Source organism: Hungatella sp. SB206, assembly GCF_051132295.1.
GTDB classification, from domain to species: domain Bacteria; phylum Bacillota; class Clostridia; order Lachnospirales; family Lachnospiraceae; genus Hungatella; species Hungatella effluvii.
Window position 1 is genome coordinate 6,747,617 of sequence record NZ_CP096603.1, and the last position, 21,253, is coordinate 6,768,869.

At 47.9% G+C, this 21,253-nt stretch carries 17 protein-coding genes; 3 read left to right on the plus strand and 14 right to left on the minus strand.

Annotation, left to right across the window (positions count from 1 at the left end; all coding sequences use genetic code 11):
* Nucleotides 1-201: 201 nt before the first annotated feature.
* The 9 genes from M1L66_RS30030 to M1L66_RS30070 all read right to left on the minus strand — a co-directional run bounded on the left by M1L66_RS30030 (nt 202) and on the right by M1L66_RS30070 (nt 9,243).
* Nucleotides 202-1,899 (minus strand): AAA family ATPase, encoded by a 1,698-nt coding sequence (locus tag M1L66_RS30030; RefSeq protein ID WP_434689284.1) that lies wholly within the window; start codon nt 1,897-1,899, stop codon nt 202-204.
* A 146-nt stretch (nt 1,900-2,045) separates the two neighbouring features.
* Complete coding sequence (locus tag M1L66_RS30035; protein WP_006774379.1) at nt 2,046-2,249, minus strand: 2-hydroxymuconate tautomerase; 204 nt, start codon at nt 2,247-2,249, stop codon at nt 2,046-2,048.
* Between the two features lie 2 nt (nt 2,250-2,251).
* Entirely contained in the window at nt 2,252-2,959 is a 708-nt protein-coding gene (locus M1L66_RS30040; RefSeq protein ID WP_434689287.1) for an RraA family protein, read from the minus strand.
* Between the two features lie 2 nt (nt 2,960-2,961).
* Nucleotides 2,962-4,836 (minus strand): TRAP transporter permease, encoded by a 1,875-nt coding sequence (locus M1L66_RS30045; protein WP_187020351.1) that lies wholly within the window; start codon nt 4,834-4,836, stop codon nt 2,962-2,964.
* 27 nt (nt 4,837-4,863) lie between these two features.
* Nucleotides 4,864-5,892 carry a TAXI family TRAP transporter solute-binding subunit gene (locus tag M1L66_RS30050; protein WP_434689290.1) on the minus strand — a complete coding sequence of 343 codons (1,029 nt, stop codon included), beginning with the start codon at nt 5,890-5,892 and terminating at the stop codon, nt 4,864-4,866.
* A gap of 47 nt (nt 5,893-5,939) precedes the next feature.
* On the minus strand, nt 5,940-6,836 hold the full coding sequence (locus M1L66_RS30055) for a DUF6282 family protein (RefSeq protein ID WP_434689292.1): 897 nt from the start codon (nt 6,834-6,836) through the stop codon (nt 5,940-5,942).
* Between the two features lie 118 nt (nt 6,837-6,954).
* Nucleotides 6,955-7,818, minus strand: a complete 864-nt coding sequence (locus tag M1L66_RS30060; protein ID WP_187020356.1) for a fumarate hydratase — start codon at nt 7,816-7,818, stop codon at nt 6,955-6,957.
* An 8-nt stretch (nt 7,819-7,826) separates the two neighbouring features.
* Nucleotides 7,827-8,342 (minus strand): fumarate hydratase C-terminal domain-containing protein, encoded by a 516-nt coding sequence (locus M1L66_RS30065; protein WP_434689293.1) that lies wholly within the window; start codon nt 8,340-8,342, stop codon nt 7,827-7,829.
* 31 nt (nt 8,343-8,373) lie between these two features.
* Nucleotides 8,374-9,243 (minus strand): DUF1932 domain-containing protein, encoded by an 870-nt coding sequence (locus tag M1L66_RS30070; protein ID WP_434689295.1) that lies wholly within the window; start codon nt 9,241-9,243, stop codon nt 8,374-8,376.
* Here M1L66_RS30070 and M1L66_RS30075 point away from each other — a divergent pair.
* Entirely contained in the window at nt 9,200-10,369 is a 1,170-nt protein-coding gene (locus M1L66_RS30075) for a LysR family transcriptional regulator (RefSeq protein ID WP_187020361.1), read from the plus strand. The two genes, M1L66_RS30070 and M1L66_RS30075, sit on opposite strands and share 44 nt — an antisense overlap.
* A gap of 184 nt (nt 10,370-10,553) precedes the next feature.
* Here the strand turns inward: M1L66_RS30075 and M1L66_RS30080 are convergent, their stop codons facing one another.
* From M1L66_RS30080 to M1L66_RS30100, 5 genes are all read right to left on the minus strand, one after another.
* Nucleotides 10,554-12,059, minus strand: coding sequence for an alpha-N-arabinofuranosidase (locus tag M1L66_RS30080; protein WP_434689297.1), 1,506 nt, complete (start codon nt 12,057-12,059; stop codon nt 10,554-10,556).
* A 3-nt stretch (nt 12,060-12,062) separates the two neighbouring features.
* A complete protein-coding gene (locus M1L66_RS30085) occupies nt 12,063-14,042 on the minus strand; it encodes a glutaminase domain-containing protein (RefSeq protein ID WP_434689299.1) in 1,980 nt (659 codons plus the stop codon).
* A 29-nt stretch (nt 14,043-14,071) separates the two neighbouring features.
* Entirely contained in the window at nt 14,072-14,959 is an 888-nt protein-coding gene (locus M1L66_RS30090) for a carbohydrate ABC transporter permease (protein WP_434689301.1), read from the minus strand.
* A gap of 13 nt (nt 14,960-14,972) precedes the next feature.
* Complete coding sequence (locus M1L66_RS30095; protein WP_434689303.1) at nt 14,973-15,914, minus strand: ABC transporter permease; 942 nt, start codon at nt 15,912-15,914, stop codon at nt 14,973-14,975.
* An 85-nt stretch (nt 15,915-15,999) separates the two neighbouring features.
* Entirely contained in the window at nt 16,000-17,742 is a 1,743-nt protein-coding gene (locus M1L66_RS30100; RefSeq protein ID WP_187020366.1) for an extracellular solute-binding protein, read from the minus strand.
* 222 nt (nt 17,743-17,964) lie between these two features.
* On the opposite strand from M1L66_RS30100, the gene M1L66_RS30105 reads away from it, so the two are divergent.
* A complete protein-coding gene (locus tag M1L66_RS30105) occupies nt 17,965-19,452 on the plus strand; it encodes a response regulator transcription factor (protein ID WP_187020367.1) in 1,488 nt (495 codons plus the stop codon).
* Nucleotides 19,452-21,182 carry a sensor histidine kinase gene (locus tag M1L66_RS30110; RefSeq protein ID WP_187020369.1) on the plus strand — a complete coding sequence of 577 codons (1,731 nt, stop codon included), beginning with the start codon at nt 19,452-19,454 and terminating at the stop codon, nt 21,180-21,182. Before M1L66_RS30105 ends, M1L66_RS30110 begins: the two co-directional genes overlap by 1 nt.
* The last annotated feature ends 71 nt before the right edge of the window (nt 21,183-21,253 follow it).

The window sequence follows — 21,253 nt, forward strand, 5'->3', positions numbered from 1 at the left end:
TTTCCATTAACGTTAATGAAAGTATATCTTTTTTTCCACTGTGCGTCAAGCAGAAAGCCGGAAGTACGCTTTAAATTAGAGCGCAGATTGGGAATATTATCTGTTAAAAAACAGGAACTGCAGTTTCCTCTACAAAGCGAAACTGCAGTTCCATATGTCCTTACGCAATCATAATTTTCCCGCCGTCTGAACTGGTACTTTTTAAAATCGTTTGCGATGTACCTTAATTCTGCACTGCTTCCTGAAGAATGCAATGCCATAGAGCAGAACATCGGTGTATCCCTCCTCAGGCAGGCTGGAATCATACTTTTTTTCTTCAATCTGCTGCATTGCTGTGTCACAGGCATTTTCCATGCCTTTATAGGTCTCGGATACTTTCAGTTCCATGATGACTGGCGTTTTTGACACATTGTGGCTGCGTACCAGTATATCCAGACGCCCATTTCCACTCTCACGGTTCGACTTTACCAGATAATCCCTTAGATTATTTAATACACCCATCATGAAGCCATGATAAAAAGCTTCCTGGGTATCCATATAGCTGATGCTCTCCTGAAGCAGGCCGGATAACTCTGCCTGAAACTGATCGGCATCCCCTTCCAGCATGGCCGCATACATTTGCGATAAATCTTTTACTTTTATCTGATCGCGAAACCATTTGGTGATTGTATTATTAAAAATATACTTAACTTCCAGATTTGGAACCGCCATTGTCAGGTATTGGGTTTCATTCTCCATCTTCCTGGATATCTGTTTTAAATACCCCGTAAAAAACAGAAAATTCCATAAGTTATCCTCTGAATCGTATACGCTGTCATACGTAATTTCTTCGTGGACAGGTTTTTCTATCGTTCCGCCGGCTAACAGAATCTCCAGTTCTTCCTTTACAGAGATATCCGCCCGTTCTACCAGACTGCGAACAATGCTGTTGGAGCTTGTATTTGCCCAGTAAGGCGTCGGCAGTTCATCGGTAAAAACAGTCAGTGCATCCACATAGTTTGCCACACTCCAGGGATTATAGACTTCTGTATCACCGAACATATACCCGTCATACCACTGTTTAATCTGATCCCTTTTCGTATCAAGATTATAATACTGCAGCATTCGGTCAACTTCCTTCTGAGTAAAACCAAAGTACTCATCATAGGAACGGCTTAATATAGAAATCATTTTCAAATTATTCAGTCCAGTAAATATAGATTCCTTTGTAATTCTCAAACAGCCTGTAACAACAGAAAATTCCAGACAGGGATTCGTCTTAAGCGCAGATTCAAACACCGATCGGATAAATCCTATCATATTATCATAAAATCCTGAAAACCAGGCATTTTCAAGCGGTACATCATACTCATCAATCAGAATGATGACTTTTCTCCCCCAGTGTTGATACAGACACTCGGAAAGAAAGCGAATCGATGTGGCAAAGTCCTGCTGGCTTCCACTCAGATTCATAATATCCTCATATCTTCTTTTCTGCTCTGGTACCTTCAAAGAATCAAGCACAATCCGGTGTCTTAAGTATTCTCTTCCTATCTCCTCCTTCAAACAGCCATAGGCCAATTCCCAATCCGGCTGCTTAGAGGATTTAAGAGACAGACTGATAACCGGATAACTGCTCATCTCCTGCGTATAACGATCTCCCTGCTTCATGATCTGCAGATCCTTGAAAAGGGCCTGATTCGCTTCATTTCCTTCCAGGCTTCCGGTATTCTCAAAAAAGAAGCGGATCATGCTTTGATTTAAGGTCTTGCCAAACCTTCTCGGCCGGGTAAACAAATTTACCTCCCCCTTTTTATCAAGCAGGTCCTTGATAAAAAGAGTTTTATCTACATAGTAGTAATTATTTCTAATTAACTTTTCAAAATCATCAATTCCTACAGGCAAAGGCTTTTTCTGCATTGAAATCCTCCTTACACACCACATACGATATAAAAATTATATCCTGTTCCATGTGGAAACACAAGGGCAGAGTCATTATTCCAGCCGAAACGGACAAATTTAATTGCACTCCCCATAAAAAAGGAAAACAGGTATTATCCCCATCATTAAATCGGAGGCTTCACCTCTCTGTCGCACCATAACAGGCCACCGTGTGCCAGTTGGTCTTCTTCCACCTCCAGCATAATGAGTGAAATGCGCTCCTGTGATATTCCAAGCGCTTCCGACGCCGCTTCTGTTACACCTTTAGCAAGTCGCCGTTTTTGCTCTGCTGTTCGTCCCTTAAGCATTTGAATCTGAATTCGCGGCATAATTACGCCTCCCGTTTCTGTTCCATCATTTCTTTAACCCATGCAGGTGTCAAATCCGGCAAATCAGAACCTTCTGTCTTGCATCTCCTGTACTCATTGATAGCGGCCATCCTTTTTTCCTCGTAAGCAACTTTTACTTCTGCCGCCTCTAAAACTTCTTTTATTTTTTCTCTCGGTACAACCACCACTCCGTCATAATCTCCAACAATTAAATCTCCCGGGTTTACCAGGACAGAGCCACATTCGACCGGGATATTTAATCCTCCTGGTCCTTTTTTTGCCGGACTCGCCGGCTTATAACCTCTGCTGAACATCGGCATTCCGATTTCATCAAGACCTGTCTTGTCACGTATATATCCGTCGACGATAATACCTGACACACCGATTGCCTCTGCCGCGCCGCCCATCAAGTCACCCATATAAGCCCTCTCTTCAAAGGCCTTTCCACTTACAACAATTACGTATCCGGGCCTGCAGTTATAAATTGCAACATGCAGCGGCAGATTGTCACCATCTTTTGTTTCCACAGTACAAGCGGTCCCGACAACACTCATTTTATCTGAAACCGGTTTAATCTGTCCGCTCATACAACGGCCCGCAAGAAGTCCAAGCTTGCTTAGACCATCACAAATATTTGCTGAGCTCAGCTTAGATGCGCGCTCAATAAGATCTTCAGAAATTAATTCCGGTAACTCATAATAATTTTTCATAATTAACATACCCCCTCAGTTTTTGTATTCTTTTGATTTGCTCTTAAAACCGTAACTATTACGATAACGGCAAGCGCCAAACCTGCCGCATTAATCCATAACGGATTTGAAATAATCATACACACACCCGCAACCAGCAAAAGCAGTCTTGTACCTACATTCAAATTATGTACCAGCCATCCCGACACTGCCACTGACAAAATCATGCAGCCTATGACTGCGGTGACTACTGCAATCACAATCATTCCCGGATTTCCCATCAGCAGCAGACTATTATCAAAGGCAAAGATAAATGGAATAATAAATCCGGTTGATGCAAGCTTCAGCGCATCCCAGCCAGTTTCCCATACCCCCGCCCCTGATATTCCGGAAGCAGCAAATACCGACAGTGCAACAGGAGGTGTAATTGTAGAAATCGCGCCGAAATACAGCAAGAACAAATGTGCCGCCATTTTACTCACTCCAAGGTTCAGCAATACAGGAGCAACCAATACCGCCAATACCATATATGCCGCCGATGTCGGAAGTCCCATACCAAGCAGAAGGCTGGCTGCCATGGAAAGCAATAGTGCAAACAATAAATTTCCTCCGGATATCATTTCGATCAGGCTGCTGATCTTAAGTCCAAAACCGGTAAGACTCATGGAGCCCATGATGATACCTGCCAATATACATGCAGCCGCTACCGGGGCGATACTTTTCACCGAATTCTCGCAGGCTCCTAATATATTTCCAACAGTCATATTCCTGCGGTTTTTAATAAAACCAACAATTAATGTTACGATAATACTGTAAAACGCAGATAATTGAACACTCATGCCTGAAATGATAAGTGCCACCAGTACAAACAAAGGAACAATAAACAACCAGCCCTCTTTCAATACCTCGCACGGTTTTTTAATATCCTCAGGATTGCCGGCCGCAATATTATCTCTGCGGGCAATCAAATATACTGACAATGACAATGTCATATAATAAAGAATTGCCGGAACCAACGCCGCCAATGCAATCTTGGCATAGTCGATCCCTGTCATCTCAGCCATCAGAAATGCCACAGCCCCCATAACCGGCGGCATAATCTGGCCGCCAGACGATGCAACTGCCTCTATGGCGCCCGCAGTACTCGGCCGAATGCCAATTTTTTTCATCAGTGGTATGGTAAAGGTACCTGTCGTTACTACATTTGCGGCCCCTGAACCATTGATAGTTCCCATCAGCATACTGGAATAAACCGCAGCCTGTGCCGGGCCTCCCCTCGCCTTACCCACAAACGCAAATGCCAGATCCACGAAAAATGCGCCGGCGCCTGTAAGTTCCAGAATGCTCCCGAACAAAATGAACAGGAATATATACTTCGCACTCACGTACAGGGTCTGTCCAAAGATTCCATCACTGGAGGTATAGATAAAAATCGCAATTCGGTTCACTGTAAACCTGGTTGTCTTCATCAGCCCTGGTACCATATTCCCAAAATAGCAGTACAGAAGAAACGCAACCCCGATTAAAGGGAGAATCTTCCCTACAGCCCGCCGTCCGACTTCCAGCACAAGCAGTACAGCTATTACCGCTACAATGATATCCTCTGTGGTATAAAGTCCTGCCTGCGTGACCAGACGCTCCTGCATGGCAACCTGATGATAACAGGTATAAATCGTCAGCATAATAATAACGGCATCGTACACTGGTCCGATATACTTAAGTTTTGTGGGCTTCCTGAGCACAATATAACTTCCAATAAAGCCCCAGTGAACCGCCGCCAGGACGTAGGAGGTCCAAGTTCCGTAGGAGGCAGAAAACATATGGAACAGGCAAAGTACTACAGACATGCCAAGTGCGATCATATCTACCATCTTCTGGTGTTTTAATTTTTCTGTCATAAACAATTCCTTTCACAAGTTAACGCTCTAGTCAATCAATCCCAGCTCCCTGTAGTAACGCGCCGCACCAGGATGCAGTTTGGCCGCCGCAGAAGCTGCAGTCTCCGCATTTATTTCCTGACATGCCACATGTGCGTCTACATAATCAGGCTGTCCTTCCAGTGCCCCTTTCACAAATTGATAGACCGCCTCTTCAGGAACATCTCCGGATGCAATGATTTCCGTATATATTTTCAGTGTACTCACGGAATTCATATTTGGATATGCCCCCTCTTTTGTAGTCGCAGCGGTATAGTATGGGTACTTCTCTACTACCTGCTTAAGGATCTCCTCTCCTGCGTCAACAAACTTTAAATCAGAGGTAGCAGAAGCACTCGTAAGACCAGATGCTGGTGCCGAGGCGACAAAAAATGTAGCATCAATCACACCATCCGTCAGTTTCTCGAGCCCCTCGTCAATGGAGTAGTAAACCGCTTTGATATCCGAATCAGTATTGATACCGTAGGCTTCCAAAATTGCGATAGACATAGCGGGAATCGTACTGCTTGGCGGTCCAAGACAAACTGTCTTGCCCCTTAAATCCTCATACGTCTCTATGCCTGAATTTGCCGTTGTAATCATATGCCCCTGGCTCTCATACAGACGCATAACGCCTTTTACATTGCCTGGTTCTGCATAGATTTCATAAAAACCACTGCCGCCGCCATGCGATGACCAGTAGGCAGCATCTGCATTTGTCATGCCAAGATCCATCTCTCCTGACATACAAAGGTTTACATTCTCCACCCCTCCATTTGTAGTCTGTGCCACAACCGTTAAGTCGGGATTCTTTGTATTGACTTCATTAGCAATTGCAGCGCCGACAACATAATAAGTACCAGTACTGGCCGCGGTTCCCAGTGTCAGGTCATAATGTGTTCCGCCACTTGAAGCACCTTCGGCCGCCGTACTGCCGGATTTCCCCGTTGTACTGTTTACACCTGTCGGGCTGCATGCCGCAGTCATGAAAACAGCTGCCAACACCAGCATCGCCAAACCTGTATTTTTTCTCTTCATTTGAAACCCCCTGTTCTCTCTGTAATAAATACTGCGTGTGATGTCAGTTATGCTTTTCCTAGCAGTATCCGCTGATTATGACTTGTCATTTTCTTTATATCCCCTTCTGAAATACCCCGATCATACAGGCATGTCACAAACTGCTCCAGACCCTCATCCGGATATATTCCTGTTTTCTGTCCTAAATCCGTAGAGAGAATGATATGGCTGGCTCCAATCGCACGTATCTGTTCCAACACTACTTCAAAGGCTACTTTTCCAGAATTGTATGTAACAAAACAATGTTCCATATAAGCACCGCAGCGCAGCAGTTCCATTTGTTCTTCTACCGTGTAAAATGTGGTTGGGAAGTCCACATGTGTAATAATAATATGCTCTACCCGGTGTTCTTTCGCCGCCCTTACAAGAGCAAATGTCTCCTCATGTGAAAGATGCGACGTTGCCAGGATCATTTGATGTCTTGCAATCACCTCCAGAACCTGATGCGTCGCTTCTGTCAGCCTCCCGTCTTCACCGACCACGCGGATAACAGGATTGTCAATTCCCTCTTCACGCATCTGCAGAACTACCTGCGCCCAGTACGGAAGTTTTTTATCCGGATTCCGGTCTCCACCCAATGTAAGATTTTGCTCATGCGCAGAATCACTGGTTGGAAACCAGACAAGCTTCGTACCAGCGCGTGCTGCCATCTCCACAGCTGCAGGATTGATTCCCCCTACCGAACCATTTAGTGTAATTGTCCCCACTGCATCGCATGCGGGATAAAGCTTCCTGGTCATTGCAGCGCGTTCTCCCGTACAAAAGTAATGAGACTTCATTGCAAATCCAGCCATCCCACTGTCCATTACCCGCTGTGCCATCTCGAAATCGTCGAGTCTTCTTGGCAGCACATCCGGGGCTGTATGCACATGAAGATCATATGCCCCTTGAATTAGTTCTCTCATACTCTCCTCCTTGTTATGAGCACTTAGCGGCTGTCTTTTAGCCGCTTACGTGCGATACATGTCACTGGCACTTAGTGAGGTCTTTCACGAGCTTAGTGCAGTGACTTTGTTTCCGTTATCATAAAGTCTCCCATTCACAGGATGCTTTACGAATCTCCATACAGCAGTTCGGGCGCATCGAAACCACCCGGAAGCCGCTCGCACGCATGTCTCCAATTTTAATAAATGTAGCAAGCACCGAACTGGCACCACCCAAACCGATCGGTCCAATCCCCTTTCCGTTGACTGCGTCCGTGATGCGTTTCTCTATCTCACTCTGCATATCATAGCGTCCGTCTTTCATTGCCTCAAGAGAGAGTGAAGAGGCTTCCACAGCCGTACGCCCAAGGCCAAATGACAGTGTACACGGCTGGCATCCAAGCGCTGCTACCTGCGGAACCGCCCATGCAATCATCTCCTCAACTACATGATCCAGAGAATGCATGTGAAATAAAGCCTGGGTTCTGCTCCTGATCTCTGGTCCTCCTCCAAGCATCAGGACGGTGAAACGAATTTTACTTCCCGCCATACGGCGGATTTGTGTAGGAGCGGGTTTTAACATACCAGGCTCGTCATATAGGCCTTTGCACTGTGAAATGCGCTCTAATTCGTCTCCGCATACTCCCATCGGACGCGCCGGCAGGTCATTTAATCCCTTTCTAATCCCCTCTTCCATTGCCGCCAAAAATCCAGCCGGAAGGACGGCTTCATCTCCAATTTCCAGAAACGGGTGCGGCGTCCCTGTGTCATCACATAATGCACAATGTTTTTTATCTGCAACAGCTGCATTTTTAATAAAATTTTCCATTGCCCATTTTGCATGTGGAATCTCTTCCTCTGCACATGCCTGTTTCCAGCAGGCAACCTGATCGTCTCGCCAGTGAGAGCTTGCATCTACCACCATCCGAGCGACATCATCTGTCACTTTATTTAAAAATACCATATGCCCCCCTAATTCGAAAAAACACTTTCTCCGTCAGCCACTGCAACAATTGCCGGAAAATCTTTTACCGTGATCTCATAGAATGCTTCCATCCCAAATTCCGGATGCAGTACCGCGCGGCATTCACTCATCGAAGCAGTCAGTAATGCAGATACCGGCGGAGTAATCAGAAAATACGCCCTATTTTTTTTTAAACCCTCAATGGTCTCAGGAAGGAGCCTGCCTTTTCCAAGATGGAACTTAGCTCCTTTTTCTGATAATGGTATAATCGATCCCTCAATTTCCGGCTTACTCGTAGTAGTTGGCGCTATGCCGGCACAGCTTACAGCAGTATGAAAAATTACAGCCCCCTCCAGGTCAATACCGCGCTCCGATAGCCCCCCTCTCTTCGCCAGCTCCACGACATGTGGAAGTACCGCATCACAGCCGCAATATATTTTTCCGCTCATCTCAATCAGATCACCAGCTTTGAGACTGCATTCTTTGTCTCTAAACGGAACATTAATCTTTATCAAATCACTCACTTCTCCTTTTGAACACGTTTACCGGTATGTGCTACAGCTTCCATCCCTCCAATACCTTTTTCCAATCACGGGCAACACCGGATTCAAAGTTATCCTTTACATGATGATCGGCCAGCCACTGCAGCTTTGTCCGAGTAGCTTCGGCCATTGTATATGGCAGCATTTCACTCTGTAAGAAATCAACAACATTTTTCAGCTCATGTTCACGCCGTTCCGCATGAATAATCGCCCCCGAGACATATCCGTTGATAATTCCAATGAATTCTGGCCCAAAAGTATCCACAAACGAGTCTACAATCGTCTGCTCCACGCCAAACCGCTGTGCCGCCTGCAGTGATTCAATCAGCAAACAGCTAAGTCCTTTTGCTGTAATGCTGCGTATGAACTTAATACTCGTCGCAGTCCCGGCCTCCCCCTCCACGACTTCCAGGCACATATGGTATGGCTCCATTTTATCCCGAAAGGCTTTCGCACCATCGCCGCTCAACAACATCGGCACCTGATGCTTACTCTTTAGCAATGCCCCCATCATCGCTCCGTCAATAAGCCGGCCTCCCCTGGCCTTTACCATCTCACTGATCGTTTTCTTTTCTATAGGTGTCGCTGTAGACACATCCAGAAAGAGCTGTCCTTCTTTAATTCCCGCCGCTGCATCTTCAGCAGCGGATACCGCATAGTTGGAAGGAACCGCTGAAATCACCACATCCGATTTCCGGCATACCGCTGCAGCACTCTCCACTTTTTCTCCCTGACAGGCTGCTACCCTCTCCTTCATGATTTCACTCATACGTTCATCATCCTGCATGGCATCATAGCACACCATTCTGTCGATACCTTCTCCGCGCAGCCCCAGCGCGATGGACGATGCCGCTTCGCCAAAACCGATAAAACCGACTATCATAATCTTCTCCTTCTCATTCTCTGTTATCAACAAAAATTTTTATTGTATTTCCATTATAATTCGTTTAAAATTAAAAGAAAATATTGTTTTTTTTGTCAAAGTCACAACAAAAAACTTGTCTTTATGCAAGGAGAACCTAATTATGAATATGACCGATATTCAATGCTTTATCAAGGTGACGGAACTAATGAGCTTTACAAAGGCCGCTGAAGCTCTTTATACTTCTCAGCAGGCTGTAAGTCTTCACATCAAGCATCTCGAAAGTACCTATAAGGTACAACTTTTTGAACGCAAACCATCTCTGAAGCTGACGCCCTCCGGACAGATGCTTTTGGAGGCAGCACGAGATATTATAGACCGGGAGAATCAGCTGCTGAACCAGTTTATTACCATGCAGGACGAATTTGTTGGCGAAATTACCATTGGACTGCCGCCAAACAGGTCGACAGCATTTGTCTGCGAATTTACTCCGCATTTTTCCAGCGAATATCCGAACATGACCATACATCTGGTTGAAAAAACATCTCCTGATTTATCTGCGGCTGTTAAAAATAACGAGATTGACCTTGCACTCCCACTCGTCTCAAAATATGAGTATTTTGATTCAGATTTATGTGAAATCGTCCCTTTGGAAACGGAAGATCTATATCTGATTATCTCGGATGGGCTGCTCCGCAAATATTTCAGTGATCAATATCCAGCCTGTAAAACAGCCTTTATGGAGGGTGTGTCTTTATCCGATTTTTCCCATGTTCCAATGTTTTTACATCCTGCCTCCAGCCGCCTGCACGAGGCGATCGTATCAAAGCTCGTCCAGAATGGCACACCGCCGTTTATGCGCATAAAAACATCACTGACCAGCTCTCTTGTATCTCTCTGCGCGGAAGGATATGGTGTATTTTTCAGTACCCCCATGCTTTTAAAGCACTTGTATGATACTCAGCCAAAATGTTTTGAATCACTGCATGTGTTTCCTGTCATGGAATTTCAGGGAACCAGAAAAACACTCCTGCTCTATCACAAAAATAAGTATCTGAGCAAACCATTATCCAGCAGTATTCATATTATTCAACAGATATACAAAGAGCATAAATGTGTGATGGACAGAATTCAGACGAAGATATAAAAAGCAGTTTTCTGTATTCCGGTATCATAACTATACCATACAGAAGACCGCTTTTTTCGTTTTGCCGGTATATCCATTTTTTACCATTTAATAGAAAGGATAAGATTAAAAGACGGCAGAACCAATTATATGAATATGGTGCTGCCGCCTTTGTAAATTATGATACTTCTTCAATTCATTAAATCTATTTCCCCACTCTCACCCTCACAACATTCCAGGAATAAGACGAGAACGTAACCGTAAGGCAGTCTCCCTCCATCTCATAGGCACTGGAGGACTGCGGAATCACGCGGTCCGGCTGGTCCGCCGTATTATACTGCTTCAAATCGTATCCCGCCATGGTGATAAACTCTTCCACACGGCAGCCCGGATAATCCCGCAGACAGCAGGTCACTTCCAGGTCATCCTCGCCGCGGTTCATGGCGAATATGGTCACATATGCTCCATCCCCGCTCTCCACTGCAATGCTCTCGAGAGCCGGCACATCGGTGTACTCCTTACAGTCGTACTTAGGAGCGTCCACCAGCACATTTAAGGCTGTTCCTCTGCCGTAGAGAGAAGTGTGAAGGTATGGGTAGTAGATGGTCTGTTTCCAGATTCTTCCGCCGTTTTCCGTCATGATCGGCGCGATGACATTGACCAGCTGAGCCATGCAGGCAACCTTTACCCTGTCGGCGTGCTTTAGGAGCGTAATCATCATGCCGCCCACTAAAAGGGCGTCCTCGAAGTTATACTGATCCTCATTGTAAGCCGGTTTCTCTCTCCATTTCTCCGCTTTGGCATTCTCCTCAAATGCGTGATACCAGACATTCCACTCGTCAAAGGAGATGTTCAGAACCTTTTTGGAGCGCTTCTTCGCCTGTATGTAGTCGCAGACAGAGACGATGTGGTTGATAAAACGGTCCATATCCATGGTATTGGCCAGGAAGCTGGGCGTATCGTTTTTTTCATTTCCGTAGTACTGATGCATGGAAACGTAATCCACAAAGTCATAGGTATGATCCAGCACTGTGGCCTCCCACTCATAGCACGTGTTCATACCCGAGTTGGAGCTTCCGCAGGCCACCAGCTCAATTGACGGGTCCACCCATTTCATGACCTTGGCTGTCTCGCAGGCCGCGCGTCCGTACTCTTCTGCCGTTTTGTGGCCGATCTGCCACGGGCCGTCCATTTCATTTCCCAGATTCCAGAGCTTCACACCGTGGGGATCGCAATAACCGTTTTTGATTCGCAGATCGCTCCAGTAGGTGCCTCCCGGGAAGTTGCAGTATTCCACCAGATTGCGGGCGGCGTCCGCGCCTCTCGTCCCCAGGTTCACGGCCATCATCACATCCGTATCTGCACGGCGGCTCCACTCACAGAACTCATCCGTCCCCACCTGATTGTCTTCGATGGCAAACCATGCCAGCTCCGTTCTTCTCGGCCGCAGCTCCTTCGGCCCGATTCCGTCCTCCCAGTTGTAGCCGGAGACGAAGTTGCCGCCCGGATACCGCACAATGGGAACCTTCAGTTCCTTTGTGAGTGCGATCACATCCTTTCGAAATCCCATATCATCCGCCAGCGGATGGCCCGGATCATAGATTCCGCCATAGACCGCTCTGCCAATATGCTCGATGAAATTACCGTAGATCCGGTTGTCGACCGGGCCGATTTTATAATCCCTGTCAATCTTAATTACCGCTTTTTTCATGCTTTAAGCCTCCTGTTTTTTCTTCCTCTTCTCTATCAGCATCGGCATATATAAGCCGCCCTGAACGCTTCTTCCTATAAAATGACAGTATCTCCCGCTCTCCGCATCGTACCAGTCGGAAAACGGTACCCGGTCTTCTGTGGACCTGGCATACTCCGCTACCGGAGCTGTCAGACGGTAAAATGCCTCCCGATCGGGTGCAAACGAGGCGCACCAGAGAATCCAGTCGCTCTTCGTGTACGTCTTCCGGCTGTCTAACGGCACGCCGAAGGTGCTGAGTTTCTTCAGATAAAACGCCGTCTCTGTCTCAAATACCTCTGGTTTGAAGAGGCCACTTCCAAAGAAATGGTCCCACACCAGATTGTATTTCAGGCTCCAGGACTCTTCACAGTCAAAGGTCAGACGGTAGTGATCGCCGGCGGCGCTGCGGGTCTCCCAGCTCTGTGCCATCCTCACGGCTTCCTCATGGTACCGCTTCGCCTCCTCTTCCTCTCCGAGACAGGCGGCGATTCTGCTGAATGCCTCGATTCCCATAACCGCCTTGGCCGACAGATTAACGTTGTGAGCCAGATGGCCGGCAAAATCATCGGTACAGAGCTGTTCTCCCGGATCTTCACCGTATGCGAGCAGATATCCGGCCCATGTTTTCAGCACCTCGTAATACGGCGCAGCAAAGGCCCCCGAGCGTTCCAGTTCACACACCGCCGCCGTCAAAATCATCATATTTCCGGATTCCTCCACCGGCATCTGGTCCCTCACATCGTAGACGGACAGCCCCGCGGGATACTCGTAGTAAAACGGGAAAATGGCGCCGTTATCATAGCAGAATTCCCGGTTCTCCCCTTCTTTTCTAAGTCCATAGACCTGGCCCGCCGCGTACGGATACCGGCCCACGTCATGCGGCGCAAAGTCGTACTTCCACACCGGACAGCCGGCAAAACGGAAGACCGGACGCAGCATGGCCTTCACGTATTCCGGATTAAAGAGCAGGAACATGGGGGCGGATGGATAGCTGATATCGACGGTCCCCGTACACCCGTTGGAGTCATTTTCCTTGGAAAGGAAGATTAGATTCCCCTCCTGGTCCGCGATCAGCTTATGGGCTGCCATGACCTGGCGGTAAGAAATACTGCAGAGAAACATGTAGTCGGCCCCGCCTGTATTCCTGGCCTGCTCCTCCAGACTCCGGTCAAATGCCTCCGCCTTTTCGGTCACCTCTTCCCGATCGCGGAAGCTCTCTCCAACCGCGTCGAAAATGGTCTCATACCTCGTTGTCCAATAGGCCTTCTGCCAGGAACCGAAGTAAAAGATGGAGAGCAGATCGTCATAGGCGGCGATCACCGTACACGCCGTCTGATCGGTCCCCAGCTCCGCAGACGCATTCAGCAGGCTGTGCTCCGGATCGAAGATGATCGTGACGGCCTCGTCCTCCGAAGCCAGAATCATATCACCCCAGTCTATGGTAATCCGGTCCCCGCTGTGGCCTAAAGGTGTCTGAAACGCCTTTCTCATAGTACCATAATGGAAATGATACATCTCATTTTCATGGCTTCCGCCGATGATTTTCCCCGGTGTATCGAAGACCAGGTCGCCGGTGACGGTAAAATTGATCTTCACGGAGACCTCCTGCTTCCTCTCTACGGTAAAATCGATGTAGGTACACGGTCTGGAGACCAGAACCGGATCCTCCGGCAGAAGCGGTGACAGGAAACGGACGGAAAGCCTCAGCTTCTCATTTTCAAAGGTACAGGTGGTCGCGGTCGGAGTAACCTCCAGGCTCGTCTGGGGGATGACCGGACAGCCGTCCTCTCCGCCCAGGAAGCGGAAGCGTTCTCCATCCGCAGTGACGTGGCCGTAAAGCCGTTTTTCCTTTCCGCTCCAGTGAGCGGTGTCCGTGTCATAGAGACAGTCAGCCGGCGACCAGATGGAATAATAGGGATCGTGCACCAGCAGGGGCACGCTTGCCATACGATTGATTCTCATACGATGAAATCTCCTTATATTTGATGCGCCTACTCTTTCACCGACCCCAGCGTCAGGCCGGAGACGAAGAATTTCTGCATAAATGGATAGAATATTACGATCGGCAGGGACGCCACGACGATCTTCGCCGCGTTGAACGTCTTAAGCGAGGTGAGCGCTTCGATTTCCGCCGGAGTTAAAGAAGAGCTCATGACGCTGACTGTCGTATTGGTCAGGGTCTGGATATAGGTCTGTAAAGGCATGTTGCTGGGCGTATTCATCAGCAGAAGGCCGTCGAAGAAGTTGTTCCAGTGGAACACCACGGAAAATACGGTCACAGTGGCGATTGCCGGCTTGGCTAACGGCACGAAGATACGCATCATCATCTGGAACGGGGTGATTCCGTCCAGCATGGCCGACTCCTTGATCTCCTTCGGAAGATTTCTGAAAAAATTCATCAGGAGAATGGTGTTGTAAACCGGAAGTGCTCCGGGAATCACCAGCGCCCATATGGTATCCATAAGCCCGGTCGCCTTTATGACGAAGTACCACGGGACGAGGCTCGCGCCGAACAGCATGGCGAAGATCATGAACCACATATACACCTTTCTGGCCGGGAAATCCGATTCGTCCTGGGACAGGGCAAATGCAGTAATTACCGTAAGAACCAGATTGATCGCGCCGCCTAAGACCACCCGCTGTACGGATATCCACATGGCCTGCATGAACTTCTGATCGGTCATTAAGACCTTGTACGGTGTAAAGGTCAGTTCCACCGGCCAGAGCGTCACCTTCCCGGACAGGGCGGCCGTCTTGCTGCTGAGCGACAGCGCAATGACATGCAAAAGAGGGATTAAACAGCTGAGTCCCAGGGTAAGCAGAAGCAGAAAGACACAAAAGTCAAACACCCGGTTCTGCCATGTATTATATTTTTTCATGGTTTATCCCCCCCTAAAAGATCTGATAATTGGCAAATTTCTTAGCCATCTTATGCGCCGTGACAATCATAATGAAGCTGATCGCCGACTTTAAGAGCCCGATGGCGGTGGCCAGTGAGTACTGGGCGTTGACGAAGCTCAACCGGTATACGTATGTATCGATAATATCTCCGCTCTGGTACACAACCGGACTGTACAAGTTATAGATCTGGTCGAAGCCTGCGTTTAGGATATTAGCGATATTTAAGGTAGCTACCATGACGATGGTGACGCGGATGCTGGGCAGCGTAATATGCCATATTTTCGCCAGTCTGCCTGCGCCGTCCACCGAGGCCGCTTCATAGAGTTCCGGATTGATGCCCATGAGGGCCGCAATGAAGATAATGGCCCCGTAGCCGAACTCCTTCCACACATCTGTGCTGATCACCACGCCCTGAAACAGCTTATTGGAGCCGAGGAACATTAACGGTTCTTTTAAGATTCCGAGACTCATAAGCCCCTGATTTAAGATTCCTCCCGTGTCCAGGAGATTCTTGAATATGGTTGCCAGGATCACCCATGACAGGAAATGCGGCAGGAAACAGATGGTCTGGACCGATTTCTTAAACTTCACGCTGGTGATCTCATTTAAAAGAATGGCGAAGAATATGGACAGCACCATCGTGAGCACCAGTTTCCCCACCGCTATGGTGAACGAGTTCCGGAATATTCTGGCTGTATCGGGCAGCAGCAGCATGTGCTTGAAATTGGCAAGCCCCACCCATTTGGACTTTAAAAATCCCATAATCGGCTGATAATTCTGAAATGCCATGATATTTCCGAAAAACGGAATAATCGTATAAATAAACAATATGATAAAGCCCGGCAGCATCAGCAGATGGTATTGGTATGTCTGCCTTATGGTTACGTGTCTCCCTTCCTTTCTTCTTCTCTTCCTTCCTGCTACTTTTCCCATACGAAACTTCCTTCCTGTTCATCCCGATTTTGAAAACCGGAGGTTTTGGGCCTCCGGTTTTCTGATTCTCCTTTACCCGGCGTCGTTAATTGGCACCAGACAGTTCCGTCATTTCCTGTGTAATCGTATCACCGCCCAGAGCCTTCCACTGGCTGACGAATTTGTCGAATTCATCAACAGAGGTATTTCCGGTGAGTACCTGTAAATAGAATTCATCCTCCTGTGTCTCCAGAGTCGCCCATAAGGATTCCATGGAAGGTGAATCCGCGTAGCTTGCGGCATACTGAAGATTCAGCTTGTCGGCCTGACTCTGCACGGTCCAGGCGCCGTTGGCCCAGCCCCAGCCGTTGGCAGTGGAAATATTTTTCTCCACGGTCTTTCTGAAGCCGTCTTTTAAAACCGCGGTATAACCGTTGTACCAGGTCTTTCCGTCGCCGCTTAAATCGTCGTAAGCCACTTTTCCGTCGATGCAGTCCATCACTGACTGGATCTGTTTTTCCTTGGCATCATAGTCGCAGTGAAGGACATTGATGGGATAATAGTGCCAGGAGAATGGGGAATCCATACCGTTTGGACGGACATTCTCAGCCTGGGACTGGTCTAAATCATACTGATAATTCACGGTCTTTACAACTGCTTCCTTGATCTCTTCCGAACAGCCTTTTTTCACGACAATATAAGTGGTAGTCGGGCTCTTCATCGGGACATTCAGTTTGCCTTCCGTGTTCAATGGCGCTACATAGGAATTCCATTTTACGGAGTCAGCCGCGCCTTCCAGCATGGATACTACCGGCCACTGGTTTGACCACCATGCGCCGAAGAAGATACCTGCCTGGCCGTTGCTGATCATCTCCACGCACTGCTCAGAATCTCTGACTGCGAAAGAAGGATCGATAACGCCCTCTTCTACCAGCGTTCTGATCTCTCCGAGAGCCGTCTTGGCCTCTTCCGTGATGGAACCGTATACCACGGAGCCGTCATCCTGTTTGATCCACATCTTCGGATAGGCATCAAATAAGGTAAACAGTCCGTTTACATGCCACGTACCGCCGTTCTTCTGAACCAGCTTCTTATCGGAGGAGAGGCCCACAGCGATTCCATCCGTGACGTTGCCGCCAGGATTCTTCTCCATAAAGGTCCTGGCAATGTTCACAATGTCGTCCAGTGATTTCGGCTCTTCCAGTCCCAGCTCTTCCATCCAGTCGCCGCGGATATAGACGAGGGGAACGCTGTCCATACCAGGCTGGATATCAGGAATCGCCATCAGCCTTCCGTCAAAGGTTGCAAGACCTTCCGACATGCCGTTGGTCGAATCAAAGCATTTCTTTAGTGCGTCGGAACGGTACGTTGCAAATGCGTCCGTCATGTCCTCCACTGCGCCGGCATTCACTAACTGAACCAACTGGGTATACGTTACGTTCATAACATCCGGCATATCTCCCGATGCAATGGCCATGGCGACCTTCGTCGGATAAGAAGCGTCGTCAACGGAGAAATCATATATGTATTCGGTATTCAATTGATCCTGAAGATATTTTACGATGTAGTTGTTGTGGGAATCTTCACCGTCCGGGTACGTAACGTTGGCCGATTCCGCTCTTCCCACATGGATTACGGTCTTCTCCTCGCTGACCGGACCGTAGGGATCTACCTCCTCCGTGCCTGCGGCCGCCCCTCCGGCCGTCTCATTTTGAACTTCCTTCGCTGTAGTTTCATTTTTTACAGAAGATTCTTCCGGCGCCTTCGTATTGCCCCCGCAGCCTGCCAGACAGCCCCCCGCCATACATGCGGTCAGTAACAATGATACTAATTGATTCCTTCTTTTCATGGTAACCTCCGTTTTTATTAGTCTTCAACCCCGGCTGCTTACGGCGCCTTAAGCAGTGTTTTGTTTCATGTATTTATTATATCCCCTCTCATTTTCCCTGTATATACAAGGTTTTTCGCATTCCTATCACAAAATTATCCATTTATGTCCTTCCACTATTTTCCTTCCGGCAAATCTGCTAGAATAAATTGTAGAATTACACGAATGGAAGGAGTGTTAGCCATGTATCAGATTTTAGTTGTCGATGATTCTGTTCTCGATGTTGACTGCATCACATTTCTTATAAAAAAATACGAACTGCCTCTCGAGGTTGCCACGGCAGTAAACGGTCAGGAGGCTCTGGAGCTTTTTAGAAAACCTGAAAATCATTATGATATCCTCTTTACGGATATCCGCATGCCCTTTCTCGACGGTCTGGGGCTGTCCAAAGAGGTGAGAAAGCTTTCACCAAATACGAGAATCATCATTTTCAGCGGCTTCAATGATTTTGAGTATGCCAAAACCGCCATCACTATTGGAGTGGAGGACTATCTGATGAAACCGGTGATCCCGGACGAATTCGTCTCCGTCATGACCCGCGTCATAAACGGTGTGGAGGAGACCAACCGCCAGATCAGGACGCGCCGCAGTGAGACAAAGCTTTTGAAAAATCACATGCTTTGGCTGGCTGTCAACGGTAAATCCAGTATGCTTGCGGACAGCGCGCCCTTCTTTAAGGACCGCTATACCGGCCTCATGTTAGTCGAATGTGACAATGAATTTTTCAGTCTGGAAGGCATCTCCTTTCAGGAAAAGCTGGCAGACCTTCTCAGCACCCCCTTCGACTATCTGAATCTTGATCCGTCCCGCAGCATTCTTTTTTTCAAGGATGGGGCCTTTCTCTTTCCCAGTGCGCAGTCGGTCTGCCTGTGTGCCGAAAAGGAATTTCATCAGAAATGCTGCGTGGCGTTTCAGACGCTTCCTGACAACGGCTCCATCAGCCAGGTTTACACGCAGCTGGAGGAACGGCTGGAAAACCACTTTTTTTTCCCGGAACAGAATATCTTCCTGCCGGATGGGCCGGACCACCCCTACGCCTCCTCCGGTCATATTTCCATTGATATTGTGTCCGACGATCTGCGGCTGAAGGACTACGATTCCCTGATGCTTCATTTGGAGGATCTCTTCGAATCCTTAAAACACGAGAAGACCCGTTCCCTTATTTTCGTCAAATACTGTTTTACGGAGCTGATGAAGGAGATTATCCACTATCTGCCGGATGACCAGCAGCCGGATTTAAATAAAGTAGCGGAAAAGATCTATGGCTCCACCAACATCGTGGAGCTGATGGATATGACCTACGATCTGGCCGGAAGACTCCGCAGCCAGGCCCAGAGGAGCCAGGGAACCTGCCTGAAGTCGGATAAGATCCGGCAGTATATCTACCAGAATTACGCCCAGCCGCTGTCCTTAAACGACATCTCCAGCCATTTTTACATAAGCCCCAATTATCTCTGTTCCGTATTTAAGAAAGAGACCGGGTGCAACCTGATGAAATTCATCAATGAATACCGGCTGGAGCAGGCCGCCAGGCTGCTCTTGGAGACGGAGATGAAAGTCAACAAAATCGCCGAGTCCGTCGGTTTTCCCAATCCGTCCTACTTTTCCCAGCGTTTCCGCGATTACTATGGGGAAAGCCCGGAGAACTACCGCCAGAAGGAGACTTACTGATGACAAATACACTGAAACAAATCCGAAGGGGCTTTCTGGACATGGGGATCCGCAGAAAAGTCCTGATCATATTCCTTCTGATGGGCGCGCTTCCGTTCCTGTGCTACATCATCCTTTCCAACCGCTACACCAACCGCATTATCCTGGAAAGAGAGCGTTCCCTGACCGAACTCGCCCTGGAGCAGGCGGTCAGCTCCGTTGACAATAAGCTTGTCACGTATAACAACCTTTCTAATTTCATGTTTAACAACAACGCGATTATGAAGGTATTAAACACCAGCTACCATGACGATTACTTCAAAATGTACAAGGCGTATTCCGACACCATCGAGCCCCTTTTTCTCACCTACTACGCCCTGTATCCTGATCTGGAGGCGATTACGATCTACTCTTCCGGCGATATTCATCCCTATAACAACTATATTCTGGACCTGGACAGCCTGTATCAGAAGGACTGGTTTCCCCAGGTGCATAACCAGTATATTCCCACCTGGGTCTCCGCCGTGGAGGACGGCAAGCCGTATCTTTATTCCACCAGACTGATCGGGGATATCAGACAGTACAAAAGCTCCAACTATCTCTCCTTCCGAATCAACTATGACCTGTTCTTCGAACCATTTTTATCTCTCTCGGAGGATAAGTACGATGTGGTGGTCACAGCCCGGGATGGAGGCCTGATCTTTTCCACCTCCGATCTGCCGGAGGAGGAGCTGACTCCGTTTCTGGCCGAAATGTCCGATACCCAGTATCTAAAGCTGACTTCCTCCATACCGGAGACCGGCTGGAACATCTGCTACTATAAGACGTATACCTCGATCCACAGAGCTGTAAATGCGATCACACGCGGCACCTACGCCTTTGGCTGGATTATCCTGCTGTTCCTCGGAGTCATGGTCTTAATCATCTCCGTCTCCATCGTCACTCCGATTGAGAACCTGACCGAGAAGATCGACGAGGTGCGTTCCGGGGATATGAACGATCTGTCGGTTTCCCTGGTGAGCGAACGCCACGACGAGATCGGCACGCTCTTTCACACCTTTTCACGCATGATGGGGGAAATCAACCATTATATTATGGTGAACTTAAAACATGAGCTGGAAAAAAAGAATTATCAACAGAAAATCCTGTACGCACAGATTAATCCACATTTCCTCTATAACTCTTTATCACTTATCAACAGCCGGGCGATCCTTTCCGGGCAGAACGATATCAGCGAGATGGTCATACTCCTGTCCACCTTTTACCGAACCGCTCTGAATAAGGGAAAAGATATCACCACACTGGGAAATGAACTGATGAATATCCAGGCCTACGTAAAAATTCAGCTTTTCTCCTACAGTGAGTCCATAGACGTTGTATACAACATTGAGACTTCCTTATCCGGCGCCCCGTTTCCCAACTTCATCCTTCAGCCTCTGGTGGAAAATGCGCTGGATCACGGCTTAAAGAACAGTATGAAGAAAGATAAAAAACTGACTGTCACCGTGAAAAAGGAGGTGTACATGACGATGGACTTCATCTCCATCTGGATTGAGGACAACGGCTGCGGCATGGAAAAGGACGCTGTGGACCATCTGTTTTCCGTACAGACGAGCGGCTACGGCATGAAAAATGTCAACGACAGGCTGCGGCTGCTCTATGGGGATAATTATATGCTTACGATTGACAGCGAGCCGGACCGGGGGACGACGGCGTTTGTCAGAATTCCCGTAGGAGGCTGTGAACTGTAGTGTATTTTATTTTTATACTGGCCATACTATATAATTATATTGATTTTGTTCACTATAACTGATAAAATGAA

Bases quoted from the DNA above. Each gene is read 5' to 3' on its own strand.
- M1L66_RS30030 (WP_434689284.1), bottom strand. From the start codon at position 1,899: ATGCAGAAAAAGCCTTTGCCTGTAGGAATTGATGATTTTGAAAAGTTA.
- M1L66_RS30035 (WP_006774379.1), bottom strand. From the start codon at position 2,249: ATGCCGCGAATTCAGATTCAAATGCTTAAGGGACGAACAGCAGAGCAA.
- M1L66_RS30040 (WP_434689287.1), bottom strand. From the start codon at position 2,959: ATGAAAAATTATTATGAGTTACCGGAATTAATTTCTGAAGATCTTATT.
- M1L66_RS30045 (WP_187020351.1), bottom strand. From the start codon at position 4,836: ATGACAGAAAAATTAAAACACCAGAAGATGGTAGATATGATCGCACTT.
- M1L66_RS30050 (WP_434689290.1), bottom strand. From the start codon at position 5,892: ATGAAGAGAAAAAATACAGGTTTGGCGATGCTGGTGTTGGCAGCTGTT.
- M1L66_RS30055 (WP_434689292.1), bottom strand. From the start codon at position 6,836: ATGAGAGAACTAATTCAAGGGGCATATGATCTTCATGTGCATACAGCC.
- M1L66_RS30060 (WP_187020356.1), bottom strand. From the start codon at position 7,818: ATGGTATTTTTAAATAAAGTGACAGATGATGTCGCTCGGATGGTGGTA.
- M1L66_RS30075 (WP_187020361.1), top strand. From the start codon at position 9,200: ATGGACGATGCCGCTTCGCCAAAACCGATAAAACCGACTATCATAATC.
- M1L66_RS30070 (WP_434689295.1), bottom strand. From the start codon at position 9,243: ATGATAGTCGGTTTTATCGGTTTTGGCGAAGCGGCATCGTCCATCGCG.
- M1L66_RS30080 (WP_434689297.1), bottom strand. From the start codon at position 12,059: ATGAAAAAAGCGGTAATTAAGATTGACAGGGATTATAAAATCGGCCCG.
- M1L66_RS30085 (WP_434689299.1), bottom strand. From the start codon at position 14,042: ATGAGAATCAATCGTATGGCAAGCGTGCCCCTGCTGGTGCACGATCCC.
- M1L66_RS30090 (WP_434689301.1), bottom strand. From the start codon at position 14,959: ATGAAAAAATATAATACATGGCAGAACCGGGTGTTTGACTTTTGTGTC.
- M1L66_RS30095 (WP_434689303.1), bottom strand. From the start codon at position 15,914: ATGGGAAAAGTAGCAGGAAGGAAGAGAAGAAGAAAGGAAGGGAGACAC.
- M1L66_RS30100 (WP_187020366.1), bottom strand. From the start codon at position 17,742: ATGAAAAGAAGGAATCAATTAGTATCATTGTTACTGACCGCATGTATG.
- M1L66_RS30105 (WP_187020367.1), top strand. From the start codon at position 17,965: ATGTATCAGATTTTAGTTGTCGATGATTCTGTTCTCGATGTTGACTGC.
- M1L66_RS30110 (WP_187020369.1), top strand. From the start codon at position 19,452: ATGACAAATACACTGAAACAAATCCGAAGGGGCTTTCTGGACATGGGG.